The 17,707-nt window shown below is 67.8% G+C and carries 14 protein-coding genes; 7 read left to right on the top strand and 7 right to left on the bottom strand.

Annotated features, from left to right (window positions below; all coding sequences use genetic code 11):
- The first annotated feature begins 138 nt into the window (after positions 1-138).
- Entirely contained in the window at positions 139-1,383 is a 1,245-nt protein-coding gene (locus ACWPV3_RS11010) for a class I SAM-dependent RNA methyltransferase (protein ID WP_453977876.1), read from the top strand.
- Between the two features lie 9 nt (positions 1,384-1,392).
- On the top strand, positions 1,393-1,785 hold the full coding sequence (locus ACWPV3_RS11005) for a hypothetical protein (RefSeq protein WP_453977875.1): 393 nt from the start codon (positions 1,393-1,395) through the stop codon (positions 1,783-1,785).
- On the opposite strand, the gene ACWPV3_RS11000 is transcribed toward ACWPV3_RS11005, so the two are convergent.
- The 5 genes from ACWPV3_RS11000 to metC form a co-directional block, all read right to left on the bottom strand.
- On the bottom strand, positions 1,782-2,846 hold the full coding sequence (locus tag ACWPV3_RS11000; RefSeq protein ID WP_453977874.1) for a PA0069 family radical SAM protein: 1,065 nt from the start codon (positions 2,844-2,846) through the stop codon (positions 1,782-1,784). The two genes, ACWPV3_RS11005 and ACWPV3_RS11000, sit on opposite strands and share 4 nt — an antisense overlap.
- Positions 2,847-3,789: 943 nt before the next feature.
- Complete coding sequence (locus tag ACWPV3_RS10995; RefSeq protein ID WP_453977873.1) at positions 3,790-5,202, bottom strand: FAD-binding oxidoreductase; 1,413 nt, start codon at positions 5,200-5,202, stop codon at positions 3,790-3,792.
- A gap of 49 nt (positions 5,203-5,251) precedes the next feature.
- Positions 5,252-7,336, bottom strand: coding sequence for a DNA topoisomerase IV subunit B (gene parE, locus ACWPV3_RS10990; protein WP_453977872.1), 2,085 nt, complete (start codon positions 7,334-7,336; stop codon positions 5,252-5,254).
- On the bottom strand, positions 7,311-8,660 hold the full coding sequence (locus ACWPV3_RS10985) for an O-antigen ligase family protein (RefSeq protein ID WP_453977871.1): 1,350 nt from the start codon (positions 8,658-8,660) through the stop codon (positions 7,311-7,313). Before ACWPV3_RS10985 ends, parE begins: the two co-directional genes overlap by 26 nt.
- Before the next feature lie 23 nt (positions 8,661-8,683).
- Positions 8,684-9,862 carry a cystathionine beta-lyase gene (gene metC, locus ACWPV3_RS10980; protein WP_453977870.1) on the bottom strand — a complete coding sequence of 393 codons (1,179 nt, stop codon included), beginning with the start codon at positions 9,860-9,862 and terminating at the stop codon, positions 8,684-8,686.
- An 83-nt stretch (positions 9,863-9,945) separates the two neighbouring features.
- On the opposite strand from metC, the gene ACWPV3_RS10975 reads away from it, so the two are divergent.
- Entirely contained in the window at positions 9,946-11,037 is a 1,092-nt protein-coding gene (locus tag ACWPV3_RS10975; protein WP_453977869.1) for an amino acid ABC transporter substrate-binding protein, read from the top strand.
- A 5-nt stretch (positions 11,038-11,042) separates the two neighbouring features.
- Here the strand turns inward: ACWPV3_RS10975 and sseA are convergent, their stop codons facing one another.
- Together sseA and ACWPV3_RS10965 are read right to left on the bottom strand one after the other, a co-directional pair.
- Positions 11,043-11,882: a 3-mercaptopyruvate sulfurtransferase gene (gene sseA / locus ACWPV3_RS10970; protein WP_453977868.1), complete on the bottom strand. Its 840-nt coding sequence runs from the start codon at positions 11,880-11,882 to the stop codon at positions 11,043-11,045.
- A 10-nt stretch (positions 11,883-11,892) separates the two neighbouring features.
- On the bottom strand, positions 11,893-13,113 hold the full coding sequence (locus tag ACWPV3_RS10965) for a class I SAM-dependent methyltransferase (RefSeq protein WP_453977867.1): 1,221 nt from the start codon (positions 13,111-13,113) through the stop codon (positions 11,893-11,895).
- A gap of 123 nt (positions 13,114-13,236) precedes the next feature.
- On the opposite strand from ACWPV3_RS10965, the gene kdsA reads away from it, so the two are divergent.
- The 4 genes from kdsA to ACWPV3_RS10945 are packed head-to-tail and all read left to right on the top strand — an operon-like array spanning position 13,237 to position 17,683.
- The gene (kdsA, locus tag ACWPV3_RS10960) at positions 13,237-14,115 is read left to right on the top strand and encodes a 3-deoxy-8-phosphooctulonate synthase (RefSeq protein WP_453977866.1); all 879 of its coding nucleotides are present in this window, start codon (positions 13,237-13,239) and stop codon (positions 14,113-14,115) included.
- A gap of 18 nt (positions 14,116-14,133) precedes the next feature.
- Positions 14,134-15,588 carry a D-glycero-beta-D-manno-heptose 1-phosphate adenylyltransferase gene (rfaE2, locus tag ACWPV3_RS10955; RefSeq protein ID WP_453977865.1) on the top strand — a complete coding sequence of 485 codons (1,455 nt, stop codon included), beginning with the start codon at positions 14,134-14,136 and terminating at the stop codon, positions 15,586-15,588.
- Entirely contained in the window at positions 15,585-16,586 is a 1,002-nt protein-coding gene (gene rfaD / locus ACWPV3_RS10950) for an ADP-glyceromanno-heptose 6-epimerase (RefSeq protein ID WP_313453299.1), read from the top strand. The genes rfaE2 and rfaD overlap by 4 nt, the downstream gene beginning before the upstream one ends.
- Positions 16,583-17,683 (top strand): DUF3089 domain-containing protein, encoded by a 1,101-nt coding sequence (locus tag ACWPV3_RS10945; RefSeq protein WP_313453301.1) that lies wholly within the window; start codon positions 16,583-16,585, stop codon positions 17,681-17,683. Before rfaD ends, ACWPV3_RS10945 begins: the two co-directional genes overlap by 4 nt.
- Positions 17,684-17,707 lie beyond the last annotated feature (24 nt).

Genomic DNA, 17,707 nt, shown 5'->3' with positions numbered 1-17,707 from the left:
TTGAGCGACCCGTTCATCTTCGTTCATCTTTTTGCCTGCCGCGCTTGGCGCTACTTGAGGCCATGGCTGGCCCCGTCGTGTTTGCGTCGCTGAGGTCGTGGCTTGGCGCACCGGGGAGGCGGGGCTAGAAGCGCGGCGATGGAGACCTTCAGGATCGACCGCATCGGCGGACAGGGCGACGGGATCGCCGAGACGCCGAACGGGCCGGTCTTCGCCAGCCTGACGCTGCCGGGTGAAACCGTGCGGGGCGAGGTGCGCGATGGGCGGATGGAAACAGTCGAGATCGTCACGCCCAGCGCCGACCGGATCGCGCCGGTTTCGCCGCAATATGGCGACTGCGGCGGCTGCGCGCTGCAGCACTGGGCCCACACGCCTTATCTGGACTGGAAGCGAGAGCAGGTGCGGCTGGCCCTGGCGCGCGAACGGATCGAAACCGAGATCGAGCCGACGGTGGCCGTGCCGGCCGGCACTAGGCGGCGGGTGGCGCTGCATGCGCGGCGCGCCGAGGACGGGCAGGCGATCCTGGGGTTCAAGGCGCGTCGGTCGTGGCGGCTGGTCGAGGTCGTCGCCTGTCCCGTCGCCGATCCCCGCATCGTTCAGGCGATACCGGCCCTGCGCCGTTTGGCCGAGGCTTTTCTGGAACACCCCAAGTCGGCCCCGACCCTGCATGTGACCTGGACCCTGACGGGGCTGGACGTCGATGTGACGGGGGTGGAGCGGCGATCTGGCGGCGGCCTGTCGGGCGATGCGCGCAGCCGGGCGATCGCGGCGGCCCAGGCGGCCGATCTGGCGCGGCTGAGCCTGGCCGGCGAGACCCTGGTCATGGCGCGCCAGCCGAAGGTGGCCTTTGGTCCGGCGACCGTGGCCTTGCCCGCCGGCGGCTTCCTTCAGGCCGTGCCGCAGGCGGAGGACGCCATGGTTTCACGGGCCGTCGCTGCGGTGAAGGGCGCCAGAAGGGTCGCCGACCTGTTCTGCGGAGCCGGGACCTTCACCTTTCCGCTGGCGACGGTCGCGCCCGTGATCGCCGCCGACGCTTCGAAGGCCGGGATCGACGCCCTGAAGGCCGGGATCAACACGGCCAAGGGGATGAAGGCCATCGTTGCCGAGGCGCGCGACCTGTTTCGCCGACCTCTGACGCCTTTCGATCTGAAGGGTTGCGAGGCCATTGTCTTCGATCCGCCGCGCGCCGGCGCCGTCGAACAGACGGCCCAGATCGCCGGGACCAAGGCCGGCGTCGTGGTCGGGGTGTCGTGCAATCCCCAGACCTTTGCGCGGGATGCGCGGGTTCTGATCGACGCCGGGTTCCGGCTGGAGCGGGTGACGCCCGTGGATCAATTTCTCTGGTCGGCTCATGTGGAGCTGGTCGGCGTGTTCAGGCGATAGGCGAGGACGATGGCGGACGAGGATGAGGACGGCGGCGGCTTCGACGCCGAGGACTGGACCCGGCTGAAGCCGTTCGTCGGGGCCGTGGCGACGCTGGACGACGTGCAGGCGCGGCGCGCGGTCTTCGCCCTGGGCGATACGGACGATCCGCGCGCCATCGCCATGGACCTGCCGCAGCCGGTCATTTGGTGGGATGACGCTGGGGAACAGGCGGCGGTCGTGGTCCAGGCCGAGAGCCATCTGAACGCCGAGGGCGAGGCGATGGAGATTCTGGGCCTGATCCTGCCTGACGGCGACGCCGTTGTGGCCCTGATGGACGATGTCGACCTGGTCGACGACACCGATCCGACGTGGCGCGAGCTGGTGACGAACGCCATCGATCCGTCGGCGGCCGACGACTAGCCGAACAGATCCAGCTGGGGGCGGGCGTCGGCCGGGACACGGAAACGGCTTTCGTCCAGCAGGGGCCGGGGCGCGTCCAGCCCATAACGTTTCAGCGCGGCCTTGAAGCGGACGGCGATCAGGTCGGCGACCGGGCCGCGCCCCTTCATCCGCTGGGAAAAGTCGGGATCGTAGTCGCGACCGCCGCGCGTCTGGCGGATCAGGGACATGACGCGGGCGGCGCGGTCGGGCCGGGCGTCGGCCAGCCATTCGCGGAACAGATCCTTGATCTCCAGCGGCAGACGCAGGGCGACGTACATGGCCGTGGTCGCCCCGGCCTTGGCGGCGGCCTCCAGCACCGATTCCAGTTCGTGATCGTTGAGGCCGGGAATGACGGGGGCGAAGCCGACCCCGACCGGACAGCCCGCATCCGCCAGGCGGCTGACCGCCTCAAGCCGTTTGGCGGGGGTGGAGGCGCGCGGCTCCATCGCGCGGGCCAGCTTGCGGTCCAGGGTGGTGATGGAGACGAAGGCCGAGGCCAGGCCCGCCTGTCCCATGGGCCCCAGGATATCGGCGTCGCGGGCGATCAGGACCGACTTGGTGATGATGCTGAACGGGTGGTTGAACCGCTGCATCACCTGAAGGATCGCGCGGGTGGACTGCATATCCCGCTCCACTGGCTGATAGGGGTCGGTGTTGCCGCCTATGTGGATGCGCTTGCACCGATATCGGGGGGCGAGGAAGGCCTGTTCCAGCAGACGTGCGCCCTCGGGCTTGAAGAAGAGCCGGCTCTCGAAATCCAGGCCCGGGGATAGGCCCATCCAGGCATGGGCCGGACGGGCGTAGCAGTAGATGCAGCCATGTTCGCAACCTTTGTAGGGATTGATGGAGCGGTCGAAGCCGACGTCCGGACTGTCGTTCCGGGCGATGATGGTGCGGGCGTGTTCGGGCGTGAGGGTGGTGCGCAGCGGCGCGACCTGGGCGTCATCGTGCGTCCAGCCGTCGTCGAACGCTTCATGCTGCTGGGGCTCGTAGCGGCCGGTGACATTCGAACGCGCGCCTCTTCCCTTGGCGGTTTCCATAGAGAGAGGATGGAACGAAAAACAGAACAAATCAAGAACATTGTCGACCTGATTCAATCGATATTCCGCCTGATGACGTCATTCCGGGGCGTCCGAAGGGCGAACCCGGAACCCAGGAGAGGCGCATCGAACGTTGAATGAGCCAGCAGAGCGCATGTGGCCCTGGGTTCCGGGGTCTTCGCTCCGCTCAGACCCGGAATGACGAACTGAGAGACCTAGCTTCTCGACTGTCGATTGAACCTGGGCAGCTCACCGGGCAGGCCGAGGCGCCCGTCGCCGTCGCGCGGGGAATAAGGGAGGGCAGGCGGAGCGCCGGGCCGTCGCCCGGAGTTCTGAGATGAAATACCGTTTCGACGAAGGCCGACGCTCCGCGCGCATGGTTTTCGACGAGCCTCGGACCGACGCAATGTTTTCACGCCGACCCGAACGCCCCCCGCGGCTGGGCGTGACGCCTGCACGTCCGCCCCGTTGGCTCTCCTCCGAGCCGCCACGTAAGGCGGCCGGACCCTGCCGGCCGCCGCTCGCCCGCGCGAGGTCTTTGGAACCCCGACATCGGGCGGACACCGCTCCATACGCTCCCGCCGCCGCAAGGTCGCAGGCCTTACGAGCCCTCCGGTGCGACGGGACGGATCAAGGATGGGCGCGATCCGATCTAAGGCGCGCAGATCGGCGCGAGAATTCGACAAGTCCATGAAAAGACGGGAGTCCGACCAGCGGCATTGCGCGCGCAAGCCGCCGGTTGGGCGCGTAACGCTAGGTTCAGTCGCCAGTCATCGACACTCGACAAGCGACGTCATTCCGGGGCGTCCGAAGGACGAACCCGGAACCCAGGAGGCGTGCATCGGACGTTTAGTGGGTTCAACAGAGCGTCTGCGGCCCTAGGTTCCGGGTTCTTCGCTGCGCTCAGCCCCGGAATGACGTTATCGGGCGTTGTCGATCAAACCTAGAACAGGACGGCGGGGTTCATGATCCGTCGGGGATCCAGCGCCTGGCGGATGGCGGCCATGGTCTCGATCTCCAGCGGCGACTTGTAGCGCCGGGCCTCGTCGGTCTTCAGCCGGCCCAGGCCGTGTTCGGCCGAGATCGAGCCGTCGTAGCGGGCGACCACGTCGTGAACGACCTGCGACCCTTCCTTCCAGCGGCCGATGAAGGCGGGCACGTCCTGACCGACGCCGGGCAGGATGTCGTAGTGCAGATTGCCGTCGCCGACGTGGCCGAAGACCGAGATGCGGGCGCCCGGATGGAAGCGTTCGACGGCGGCGGAGGCCTCGTCGATGAAATGGGCGATCCGGCTGATCGGCACGGAGACGTCGTGCTTCCAGCCCCCCCCCTCGGGCTTGAGGGCCGCCGAATGCTCCTCGCGCAGACGCCAGAAGGCGGCGCGCTGGGCGTCGTTCTGGGCGATGGCGGCGTCGGTGATCAGGCCCTCTTCGAAGGCGACCTCCAGCAGGGCCTGCATCTGGGCCTCGGCGCCGCCGGGCGTGCCCGAGGCGATCTCGATCAGGACGTACCAGTCGGGCGTCGTGTCCAGCGGTTCGCGGGTGTCGGGGATGTTCTTGAGCACCAGTTCCATGCCGAGGCGTTTCATCAGCTCGAAGGCCTCGACGCCGCCGCCGGTTTCAGCCTTGGCGCGGGCCAGAAGCTCGATCGAGGCGGCGGCCGTCTCCAGCCCGACGATGGCCACGGCGCGCGAGCGCATGATGGGGAACAGCTTCAGGGTGGCGGCGGTGACGACGCCCAGGGTGCCCTCGGCGCCGATCAGCAACTGCTTCAGGTCATAGCCGGTGTTGTCCTTGCGCAGCCGCTTCAGGCCGTTGAACACTTGGCCATTCGGCATGACAGCCTCTATGCCCAGCACCAGATCGCGCATCATGCCGTAGCGCAGAACCTGGGTGCCGCCGGCGTTGGTCGAGATGACGCCGCCGATGGTCGCGGAGCCTTCGGCCGCCAGGCTGAGCGGGAAATAGCGGCCCGCCGCCGTCGCCGCCTGTTGCGCTTCCAGCAGGGTCAGGCCGGCCTCGACCGTCATGGCGTCGTCCAGGGGGGTGACGTCGCGCACGGCGCGCATCTTCTTCATCGACAGCAGGACTTCGCCGAAGGGAATCTGGCCGCCGACCAGGCCGGTGCCGCCGCCCTGGGGGGTGACGGCCACGCCGTCGCGCGCGCACAGGATCACGATGCGGGCGACCGCCTCGGTCGAGCGCGGGGTCAGCAGGATGGGCGTATCCCCCGTCCAGCGGTTGCGCCACTCGGTCAGGAAGGGGGCGACGACCTCCGGGTCCTGCGTCCAGCCGCCAGGGCCGAGGGCGGCTTTCAGTTCATCCAGAAAGGCGGGCGAGGGGGCGGTCGTGCTCATGGGCCCCTTGTGTCAGGCGTCGCCGTTCGTTGGAAGGGCCGCGATGGCGTCAGACGTCCAGTTCCTCCTTCACGAACTGGGCGTTTTCCTGAATGAACTGGAAACGGGCCTCGGCGCGTTTGCCCATCAGGCGCTCGACCAAGTCCTCGATGCTGGCCTCGGCGTCGGGCACCGTGATGCGGGCCAGGGTGCGCTTCTTGGGATCCATGGTGGTCTCCTTCAACTGGGAGGCCATCATTTCGCCCAGGCCCTTGAACCGCCCGATCTCGGTCTTCTTGCCCTTGAAGACGGTGGCCAGAAGCTCGTCGCGGTGGGCGTCGTCGCGGGCGTATTCGCTCAAGGGGCCGGCGCTGATGCGATACAGCGGCGGAAGGGCCATGAAGACCCGACCCTGACGGATCGTCTCGGGCATGACGCGATAGAAGAAGGTGATCAGCAGCGCCGCGATGTGGGCGCCGTCCACGTCGGCGTCGGTCATGATGATGATCCGCTCGTAGCGCAGGTCGTCGATGTTGAAGCGATTGCCGGGCTGGACGCCCAGGGCCAGGGCCAGGTCGGACAGTTCGACGTTGGCGCGCAGCTTGTCCGCCGTGGCGGAGGCGACGTTCAGAATCTTGCCGCGCAGGGGCAGGATGGCCTGGGTCGTGCGGTCGCGCGCCTGTTTGGCAGAGCCACCGGCCGAATCGCCCTCGACGATGAACAGTTCGGTGCCCTCGGCGGCCTGACGGCTGCAGTCCGACAGCTTGCCGGGCAGACGCAGCTTGCGGGTGGCGGCGGCGCGCTGGACCTCCTTGTCCTTGCGACGGCGCAGCCGCTCCTCCGCCCGGTCGATGACGAAGCCGAGCAGGGCGTTGGCCTGTTTGGGGCTCTCGGTCAGCCAGTGGTCCAGAGGGTCGCGCAGCAGTTGCTCGACCAGGCGCGCGCCCTCGGGCGAGGACAGGCGGTCCTTGGTCTGGCCCTGGAACTCGGGATTGCGGATGAAGACGCTGATCAGGGCGCCGGCGTTGGCGATGACGTCCTCGGCCGTGATGACGCTCGCGCGCTTCTCATTGGTCAGTTCGCCGTAGGCCTTCAGCCCCTTGACCAGGGCCGCGCGGAAGCCGGCTTCGTGCGTGCCGCCGTCAGGGGTCGAGACAGTGTTGCAGTAGGACTGGATGAAGCCGTCCGCCTCGCCGAAACCGGCGGGCGACCAGGTCACGGCCCATTCGAAGGCGCCCGCCTCGCCCTGACGCTCGGCGCGACCGGCGAAGGTGGGGGTGACGGTGTCCAGCTGGCCGATGCGGTCGGCCAGGGCGTCGGCCAGGCCGCCAGGGAAGTGCAGGGTGGCCTGGGCCGGGGTCGTGTCGGTGATCCGTTCCGGCGCGCAGGTCCATTTGATCTCGACGCCGCGGAACAGATAGGCCTTGGACCGCGCCATGCGGAACAGGCGGGCGGGCTTGAAGGCCGCGCCCATGCCGAAGATTTCGTCGTCCGGCTTGAACCGGATCAGGGTGCCGCGCTTCTTGGACGGCTGGACCTGCTGGATGGGGCCGAGGACATGGCCGCGCGAGAAGGACTGTTTCCACTCGAACCCGTCGCGCCAGACCGTGACATCCAGATGCTCGGACAGGGCATTGACGACCGAGACGCCCACGCCGTGCAGACCGCCAGAGGTTTCATAGGCTTTTCCCGAAAACTTTCCGCCCGAGTGGAGGACGGTCATGACCACCTCCAGCGCCGACTTGCCGGGGTGTTTCGGGTGCGGATCGACCGGAATGCCGCGCCCGTCGTCGCGAACGGACAGATAGCCCTCGGCGTCCAGATCGACGGTGATCAGCTTGGCATGGCGGGCCACGGCCTCGTCCATCGCATTGTCGAGGACTTCGGCGAACAGATGGTGCAGGGCGCGCTCGTCGGTGCCGCCGATATACATGCCGGGGCGTTTGCGGACGGGCTCCAGCCCCTCCAGCACCTCGATGGACGAGGCGGAATAGCCGGTGGCGGCGGCCGTGGTCGCGGCGGCCTGGGCGGGTTTGGGCGCAGCCGGTTGCGCGACAGGAGGCACGACCTGGGGCGGGATCACCGCGGCGGGTTTGGGCGACTCGGGTTTGCGAGCTTCGGGTTCGTCGTCAAAAGCGAAGAGGTCGGCGGCCATTCACATAGTCTGAGGCGATTCGGGGCCGGTTCTGGTAGGCCCGTGCGGCCGGTCGGGCAAGCGGCGCGCGCACGGGAGCCGGATCGAAGGTCACGGCGCGCGTCAGAATGGCCAGCATCAGCGACCAGGGCAGGCTGGCGTGGTTCAGCAGCACGCTCTCGGACAGGCTGAGCGCGACGAAGACCGACAGATAGCCGATGCTCCAATAGCCTTCGCGCGCGCCCAGGCCGTTGGTGCGGGCCAGGATCATGATGGCGGCGATGGCGATCAGGGCGCCGACCGCGACCGCGCCGGGCCAGCCCAGCTGGACCAGAAGGTCGATCCAGCCGTTGTGGGCCGAGGGCACCGGCCATTGGGTCTGGATGCGGATCTCGCGCGCCGGGATCGAGTCCACGCCCCAGAAGGCGCTGAAGCCGTAGCCGGTCCACGGACGCTCGGCCACCTTTCGCATCAGGGCTTCCCAGATCAGGGTGCGGCCGGTCAGCGACGGGTCCTTGCCCAAGGCCTGGAGGATGGAGGCCGAGGCGATGTGCCAGGTCCAGGCGCCCCCGACAATCCCGACCACGGCCGCCCAGATGGCCACGATGGTCACGGCCGCGCCGCCCTGTTTCAACGTCCACCAGCCGCCCACCATGCCGACGCCGATCATCAGACACAGCAGAGAGGTCTTGGACTGGGTGGCCAGGATCAGCACGGTCGTCAGGATCAGGGTCAAGAGGGCGGCCCAGGGTTTCCTGCTGGCGCCGGCGATCTGATCCGCCGCCAGACAGGCCGCCGCCGAGACGGCGCCCACCACCATGACCAGACCCATCTGGTTCTTCTCGTACCACAGACCGCGCCACAGGCCGGCGTTGTCGAACTGATGCACCCCGACCTTGGGATAGGCGAACACCATGATCAGACTGCCCACCGCCATGACCAGGCAGGTGTGCATCAGCACGCGCGGCAGGGCGGCGCCGCGAAACACCGCGCCCAGATAGACGGCGAAGGCGCTGTTGATCGCCATGGCGATGACACGACGGTCCGTCACCTCGGGGTCGATAGACCAGTATTGGGACACATAGGCCAGGGCGATCAGGGCACCGACCATCAGCCAGGCGGGCCAGGCGCGGATCACCTTGTCGAAACGGAAGACCAGAAGACCGGCAGTCACGGCGTAGACCGGCAGCCAGATCAGCCGCAGGATCGGAGTCTCGACCTGGGTCGGGGCGATGACGGGCGCGATCAGGGCGCCCGTCAGCATGAAGACGACAAAACCGGCCGCCCACTGCTCCCACAGCGGCGGGCTCTCCGAATCAAGGATTTGTCCGGGCGAGACGTGCACGACGGAACAGTCGCCGTCGCCGCTTAAGGAAGGGTGAGCGCGGCGGAGAAGGCGGCAAGGCCCCGCTCCAGGTCCGCAATCAGGTCGGCGGGGTCTTCCAGGCCGACATGCAGGCGGATCAGTTCGCCTTCCAGCGACGGCGGATGGCTGCGATAGGCCATCTGGTGCGTCTCATGGGTGATCAGGCTTTCGAAGCCGCCCCAGGAATAGCCCATGCCAAACAGACTCAGAGCGTCCAAGAAGGCGCGCCCGGCGGCGGTGTCGCCTCCCTTCATGACGACACCCATCAGCGACGCGGCGCCGTTGAAGTCGCGGGCCCAGAGGTCATGCCCGACCGCGCCGGGCAGGGGCGGATAGAGCACGCGGGAAACCTCGGGCCGACCTTGCAGCCATTCGGCCACGCGCAGGCCCGAACGCCCCTGTTCGGCGTAACGCAACGGCAGGGTGCGAAGGCCGCGCAGGGCCAGCCAGGCGTCGTCCGGCGAAACGTGCCAGCCCAGATCCTCGATCACGTCGTGGACAGCGCGCAGGCAGGCGGGATCATTGGCGGCGATGCCGCCCATCAGCACGTCGGAATGACCGCCGACATATTTGGTCAGGGCCTGGACGCTGACGTCCACGCCCTGCGTAAGGGGCTTGAAGGCCAGGCCGGCGGCCCAGGTGTTGTCCATGACGGTGCGCACGCCCCGCGCCCGGCAGGCGGCGGCGACGGCGGCGACGTCGATCATCTGGAATGTCAGAGAGGCCGGGGATTCCAGCAGCACGACGCGCGTCCGCTCGCCTATGGCCGCGATCAGGCTCTCGGCGTCCGTTTCGGCCGGCAGAAAACGGGTCGCGACGCCGCGCGACGCCTGATAGCGGCTGAGGAAGCGCCGGGTCGGGCCGTATACCCCGTCAAGCGTCAGCACCTCGTCGCCGGGTCGTGTCAAGGCCAGCAGAGGAACCGTCACAGCCGCGAGGCCAGAGGGAACCAGCACGGCGTCGGTCGCCTTTTCCAGACCGGCCAGAGCGGCGCGCAACTGTCGCGCGGCGCTGCCTCCTTCCAGCCCGTAGGTAGGCCCATCCGCGTCGTCGTGCATCGCCTCGGCGCGGTCGCTGAGCATGGTGGAGGCGCGCTCGACAGGCGGATTGACCGGTCGGCGGCCATGTCCGCGCCGTGTGGCCGAAGCGATCAGTCGGGTGCGGTCGGAGTAGGCGGTCATGACGGCTCCGATGGGTTGCAGATCATGGCCTAAAGGCCTCTAAAGTCCCACGGGGCGCAAGCGGCGGAGAGGATACGAACGCGATGCGGGTCTTGACTATCGGAGCGATGACGGCGGCCCTATGGGTCGCAGCCTGCGGCGACCGACCCGCCGCGCCGCCGCCCGAGAAGGCCGAGACCCCGACCGGACCCGTGGCGACGACCAATCGACCGGACAGCCCGACCCTGGCCGCCGTCAAACGGCGCGGACGCCTGAATTGCGGCGTGCATCAGGGCCTGGTCGGCTTCGCCTATACGGACAATCGCGGTCAGTGGCGGGGATTCGACGCCGACTTCTGCCGCGCCATGGCGGCGGCGATCCTGGGCGACGGCGACGCGGTGCGCTTCGTACCTCTGTCGGCGGCGGACAGGTTCACCGCGCTGAACGACGGTCGGATCGACGTGCTGTGGCGTAACTCGTCCTGGACGATGACGCGCGATGCGGGCGAGGGTCTGGTCTTCGCCGGGGTCAACTACTACGACGGCCAGGGTTTTCTGGTGCGGCGGTCGCTGAACCTGAGCAGCGCGGCCGAACTGAACGGCGCACGGGTCTGCGTCCAGGCCGGATCGACGGCCCAGGTCAACGCCGACGACTTCTTCCGCTCGCGCGGCGTAGCCTATCGGCCCGTCGTCCTGCCGACCGAAGAAGCGGCCCGCGACGCCTATGGCCGCGAGGACTGCGACGCCTTCAGCGCCGACATCTCGGCCCTGGCGGCGGCGCGGACGGTTCTGGCCGACCCCAACGCCCACACCATCCTGTCCGACGTGGTGTCCAAGGAGCCGCTGGGCCCCATCGTCCGCTCCGGCGACGACCGATGGGCCGATCTGACGCGCTGGATCCTGAATGCGCTGATCCTGGCCGAGGAACTGGGCGTGACGAAGGAGAACGTCGGCGACCTGTCCAAGACCGCGACGGAGCCGCGCGTCCGGCGGTTGGTCGGGCTGGAGGGCGACTACGGCGCCATGCTGGGCCTGTCCAAGACCTGGGCGGCGGACGCCGTCGGGGCGGTCGGCAACTATGGCCAGATTTTCGACCGCAACCTGGGCGGCAAGTCGGCCCTGAACCTGGAGCGCGGGCTGAACGCCCAATGGAACGCGCGGCCGGCAGGGCTGATGTACGGCTTGCCGATTCGCTAAAGTTGTCAGGGGCCGACGACGACGGGCGTGTCGCTGCGGCCGCCCCATTCGGCCCAAGAACCGTCATAGAGCCGCGACGAACGCCCCAGCACGGCAAGGCCCAGGCCGAGGATGGCCGCCGTCACGCCGGAGCCGCAGGTGGTGACGATCGGCCTGTCCAGATCGATTCCGGCGTCAAGGAAGGCGGATTCCAGCCTTTCGTCCCGTTTCATCGTTCCGTCCGGATTGAGCAGGGCGGAATAGGGCAGGTTGATCGCCCCCGGCATATGGCCGGGCCGCACGCCGGGACGGGGCTCCGCCGCCTCGCCGCGAAAGCGGGCCGGGCCGCGTGCATCGACGACCTGGACGCCTTCGGCCAAGGCCCGACGCACGGCCTCCATATCGGCCACCGCCGCCGCATCGAAGCGGGAGGCGAAATCGGCCAGGGCCGGCGACGGACGGAGACCGTGCTCCAGCGGGCGACCTTCGGCGCGCCATTTCGGCAAACCGCCGTCCAGCACCTGAACCGAGGTCGCGCCCATGGTCTTCAACATCCACCAGGCCCGGGCGGCCGAGAACAGACCGGCGGCGTCATAGACCACGATCCGATCCCGATCGGACAGGCCCAATGCGCTCATTTTCGACGAAAATACCTGTGAAGTCGGCAACATATGCGGCAATTCGGAAGTGGTATCCGAAGTCGCATCGAGATCCATAAAGACCGCGCCGGGCAGGTGGCCCGCCTCGAATTCAGTCCGCCCGTCGCGACCATGCAGATGCCAGCTGGCGTCGACCAGTCGCAACGGCCGACCCTGGGCCATCAGCCCGCTCAGCTCATCGGTCGAGATCAGGGGCGGCAAGGTCATGAAGAGGGTCTCAGGCACGGCTCAGCGCCAGTTGCACGACATCGGTGCGACGCGACCGGAACCCCGCCTCGCAATAGGCCAGATAGAAGCGCCACAGGCGAAAGAACCTCTCATCGAAGCCGGCGATCCGCTGAATGTCGGACCAGGCGCCGCAAAACCGTTCGTCCCATCGTTTCAGGGTCTCGGCGTAGTCCAGGCCGAAGCGTTCGATGGCCGACCATTGCAGGCCCGAGGCGGCGATCACCGGCTTCAGCCGCTCTTCCGACGGCAGCATGCCGCCGGGGAAGACGTACTTCTGGATGAAGTCGGTGCGCGCGTCGTATTCCTCGAACAGCGCGTCCTGGATGGTGATGATCTGCAGCCCCGCCTTGCCGCCGGGCTTCAGCACCGCGTGGATCTTGTCGAAATAGGCGGGCCAGTATTCCTTGCCCACCGCCTCGAACATCTCGATGGAGGCGACGCGGTCGAATCGACCCGCCACGTCACGGTAGTCGATCAGTTCGATGCGCGCGCGGTCGGCCAGGCCGGCCTGGAACAGGCGCTGACGGGCGAAGTCGTACTGTTCGCGCGAAATGGTCACGCCGGTGACGTCGGCGCCGATCTCCTTGGCCGCAAACTCGGCGAAGCCGCCCCAGCCGCAGCCGATCTCCAGCGCCGTATGTCCGGGCCGCAGGTCCATGAGCCGCGCCAGGGCGGCGTATTTCTCCCGTTGGGCCGTTTCCAGAGCCTCGTCCTGACGCGAGAACCGGGCCGAGGAATAGGTCATCGAACCGTCCAGCCAGGCGGCGTAGAAGGCGTTGCCCAGGTCGTAGTGGGCATGGATGTTCTTTTTCGACCCAGTCTTGCTGTTGCGGTTGCGGCGGTGGGTCAGCCAGTTGACCGCCATCATCAGCCAGTTGCCGTCGAACAGGCGGCGGATGTGGTCGTAGTTGTCGACCAGGGTCTCCAGCAGCGTCGCCAGATGAGGGGTGTCCCATTCGCCGGCCATATAGCCTTCGGCGAAACCGATATCGCCTGCGGCCAGCACGCGCCGAGCGAAGCCATAGTCCTTGACGATCAAGGTCGCTTGAGGGCCTGGCTCGCCCCCCGACAGCAGATGTTCCTCGCCATTCGGCAGGCGCAAGAGCAGGCGGCCCACCGTCCAGTTGGCGGCTAGCAGTCGGATCAACATGGCGAAGACGCGCGGCGTCTGGCGGGCGACAGCTTCGATCTCTGTGGCGACGACGCTCATCGAATTCTACTTTTCACGCTAAGCTCCAGGGCGTCAATCATGGTGGCGGGGCCGCCCGACAGGTTGCAATCATTGCGGCCGGGCGCCACTTGAACGCCGAAATCAACCGGAAAGACGCCTGCCGTGAGCCGACCCAACGCCGTCATTACGTTGTCTGAAGGTCTTCGGACGCCTGTCGTCATCGGCGGCGGCGCGCGAATCGCCTTCATCGCCGGTCCCTGCCAGATGGAAAGCCGCCAGCACGCGCTGGAAACGGCGCATCAGCTGAAGGAAATCGGCGAGCGGCTGAATGCGGGCATCATCTACAAGACCAGTTTCGACAAGGCCAACCGCACCAGCGCCAGCGCCGCGCGCGGCATCGGCCTGAAGGACGCCCTGCCCATCTTCGCGGAAATCCGCGAAGTCACGGGCCTGCCGACCTTGACCGACGTTCACTCCGAGTCCCAGTGCGGGCCGGTGGGCGAGGTGGTGGACGTGCTGCAGATTCCCGCCTTCCTCAGCCGCCAGACCGACCTGCTGCTGGCCGCCGCCGCCACGGGCAAGGCGATCAACATCAAGAAGGGCCAGTTCCTGGCCCCCTGGGACATGAAGAACGTCATCGCCAAGGTCGTCGGCGCCGGCAATCCCAACGTCATGGCCTGCGAGCGAGGCGCCAGCTTCGGCTACAACACCCTGGTCAGCGACATGCGGGCGCTTCCGATCTTGCGCGAGATCGGTTGCCCGGTCGTGTTCGATGCGACGCACAGCGTGCAGCAGCCGGGCGGGCAGGGTACGTCGTCGGGCGGCCAGCGCGAGTTCGTGCCGGTCCTGGCGCGCGCCGCCGTTTCGGTAGGCGTGGACGCCGTCTTCATCGAGACCCACCCCGATCCCGATCACGCGCCGTCGGACGGGCCGAACATGGTGCCGCTGGGTCAGTTCGAGGCCCTGGCCGCGCAGTTGATCGCCTTCGACGATCTGGCCATCAAGCTGGGCGCCAAGGCCCCGGTGGCGCAGGCCGCCTGAATCCTCTAGGTCGGACCCATGTCTGACACTCTGGATCTGGGCGCCCTGCAGAAGCTGCTGGAGCGTGTGCGCAACCTGAAGATCGCCTGCGTCGGCGACCTGATGCTGGACCGCTATGTCTATGGCGAGGTCAGCCGCATCTCGCCCGAGGCGCCGATCCCGGTGCTGCGCACACGGCGCAACATCGCCATGCCGGGCGGCGTCGGCAATGTGGCGCGCAATGTCGCGGCGCTTGGCGGTCTGGCCCAACTCGGCGCCGTGGCGGGGCAGGATGCGGCGGGGGCGGAACTGACCGAACTGATCGCGGCCGAGAATCGGATCATCGACTGCATCGACCGGCCGGATGGCGCGACCACGATCGTGAAGACCCGCTTCGTCGCGGGCGGGCAGCAACTGTTACGCCTGGACGAAGAGGCGATGGCGCCCGCGTTGGTGAAATCCGACGCCTTTTCTGATGCCTCGGCCATTCTCCTGTCTGACTACGCCAAGGGCGTGGTTGGCGACGCCTTGATCGATGCAGCGCTGACGGCGGCGCGGGAAATGGGCGCGCCGGTGATTGTGGACCCCAAGGGACGGGACTTCGCCCGCTATGGCGCGGTCGACGTCATCAAGCCCAACGCTTCGGAACTGGCGGGTGCGACGGGCCTGCCGGCCGAGACGGACGCCGAGGTCGAGGCGGCGTTGGCGGCCCTGTTGGCGGCGACGACGGCCAGAGCCATCATCGTCACCCGTGCCGGAAAGGGCATGAGTCTGGCGCGACGTGGCGAACCGGTGCGTCATTTCCCCGGTCGCGCGCGCGAGGTGTTCGACGTGTCGGGCGCGGGCGATACCGGTCTTGCGGCCCTGGGGCTGGCCCTGGGGGCCGGGGCTTCGCTGGAGACGGCGGTGCAGTTCGCCATCCTGGCCTCGGGCGTGGTGGTCGGAAAGGCCGGCACGGCGGTCGTGACGCCTGGCGAACTGATCGAGGCGGAATTGAGCCAGCACGCCGTCGCCGCCCAGGCCAAGGTGACGCCGCTGGACGAACTGGCCGCCGAGGTCGAGGCCTGGCGACGTCAGGGGCTGAAGGTCGGCTTCACCAACGGCTGTTTCGATATTCTGCACCGAGGGCATGTCGCCTATCTGGCTCAGGCGCGCGGCTGGTGCGACCGGCTGGTGGTGGCGCTGAACACCGACGCCTCGGTGCGCCGGCTGAAGGGGGAGGGACGGCCGGTCAATGATCTGGATAGCCGGGCCGTCGTGATCGGGGCCTTGAGCAGCGTGGACCGCGTGACCAGTTTCGACGACCCCACGCCCATCGCCCTGATCGAGCGGCTGCGGCCCGATGTGCTGATCAAGGGCTCCGACTATACGCGCGAGGGCGTGGTCGGCGGCGACCTGGTCGAAAGCTGGGGCGGCGTGGTGCGGCTGGCCGATTTCAAGGACGGATTTTCGACAACGCAGACCATCGCGAAAATGACGGGAGAGGCGCAATGACGCCCAGAATGATCGTCGTGACCGGCGGCGCCGGCTTCATCGGCTCCAACATCGTGGCGCGGCTGACGGCCGAGACGGCGTATGACGTGGTGGTGTGCGACCGGCTGGAGACCGCCGATCTGGCCAAGTGGAAGAATCTGGCCAAACACCCTGTCGCCGACTTCTGGTCGCCAGAGGAACTGTTTGACCAATTGGAGCGTCACGCCGACCGGATCGAGACGGTGATCCATATGGGCGCCATCTCCTCGACGACCGAGCCGGACGCCGATCTGATCCTCCGCACCAACTTCACCCTGTCGCGCGACCTGTGGGACTGGTGCACGATCCGCGACGCACGGCTGATCTACGCCTCTTCGGCGGCGACCTACGGCGACGGCGAGACGGGTTTCAACGACGATGACGACGCCGAATCTCTGTCTCAGCTTCGCCCGCTAAACGCTTATGGCTATTCGAAAATGCTGTTCGATCAGTATGCGGCGCGCCAGGCGGAACGCGGCCAGGCGCCGCGTCAGTGGGCGGGGCTGAAATTCTTCAACGTCTATGGCCCCAACGAGGGGCACAAGGGCGGCATGAAGTCGGTCGTAGCCCAGATCTGGCCCAAGGTGGCGGCGGGCGAAACGGTCAGCCTGTTCAAGTCCCATAACCCGCACTACGCCGACGGCGGGCAATTGCGCGACTTCGTCTATGTGGACGATGTGGTCGATATCATCGAGTTCCTCCTGCAGTCGCCGGAAGTTTCGGGCGTATTCAACGTCGGTTCCGGCCAGGCGCGGTCCTTCGCTGATCTGGCCCAGGCCACCTTCGCCGCCGCCGGCAAGCCCTCGTCGATCCAGTATGTCGACATGCCCGAGGCGATCCGCGACCGGTATCAGTATTTCACTGAGGCGCGCATGGACCGTATCCGCGCCGCCGGCTTCGAGGGTCAATCGACGCCGCTGGAGGAGGGCGTGCGACGCTACGTCCAGGATTTCCTGGCCACGGACGATCCCTATCGATGAGACGGCTGACGACCAGGCAATGGATCGGCTGGATCGGGCTGGCCCTGGTCCTGCTTCTGACCGCCGCGGTCGCGGTGTGGCGGGGCGACATTCTGCGCGCCGCCCTGGACCCGCAGGTTCCGTTCCAAACCTATCGCCCGCCGGCGGCGCCGAACTATGCCGATCCCAGGGCCTGGGCCCTTCTGGACGCCCGCGCGCCGGGCGCCGGAACGGCCGAGGTCTTCTTCGTCCATTCCACGACCTTCGACGGCGGGTCGGAATGGAACGGCCCCATCGGCGACGCCAAGTCCGACGCCTATTTGCGCCGGGTGATCCTGCCCAACTACGCCGGACCCTTCGCCCGGGCAGGCGCGGTCAGCGCGCCGCGCTATCGCCAGGCCAGCCTCTACACGCGCCTGACCCTGAGGGACGACGCGCGCGAGGCGCGGGCCTTCGCCTATGATGACATCCTGGCGGCGTTCGACGCCTGGCTGGCGCGCCATCCGCAGGGGCCCATCGTACTGGCGGGAGTGGAGCAGGGAGCCGAGTTGCTGGACCGACTGATCCGAGAACGGATCGCGCCTGACAAGGCCGTGCGCGACCGGCTGGTGGCGGCCTATCTGATGGATACCATCGTGGCGGTCGAGAACCTGCCGGCGCGCATCCCGGCCTGCGCCAACCGCGAGCAGACCCAATGCGTCGTGGCCTGGGCGCAGGTTGGAGACAATGACGAGGCGCCGGCGCACCGACGTTTCCGACGCGCCGTGGTCTGGGACGCGCGAGGGGATCTGGTGGATCTGGGCGGACGCCGCCCGGTCTGCGTCAATCCCGTCCTGGGCGGAACCAGCGAGGCGGTGACGCCGGCCCGCCAGAGCCGCGGCGCCACAAACGCCACGGGCCTGGAATGGGGCGCCCGTCCAGCCCTGATCGCGCGGGAGGTCCAGACCCAATGCCGCGAGGGCCTGCTGCGGCACAGTTGGCCGAACCTGGACTCGATTCGGGCGGGCGGAAGCTGGGCCGATCAGAGAAAGGTTCGGCCTTACAACCTGTTCTATGGCGATCTTGAAGCCGACGTGGCGGAGCGCCTCGCCGTTTACGCCGCCAAGGCGGGCGCATAATTCGGCCGAACGGCGTCCGGTTTC

It is taken from the genome of Brevundimonas sp. Marseille-Q4549 (genome assembly GCF_976940555.1).
Note: the sequence above shows the minus strand (reverse complement) of the source record. Positions and strands in the feature narration are given on the sequence as shown.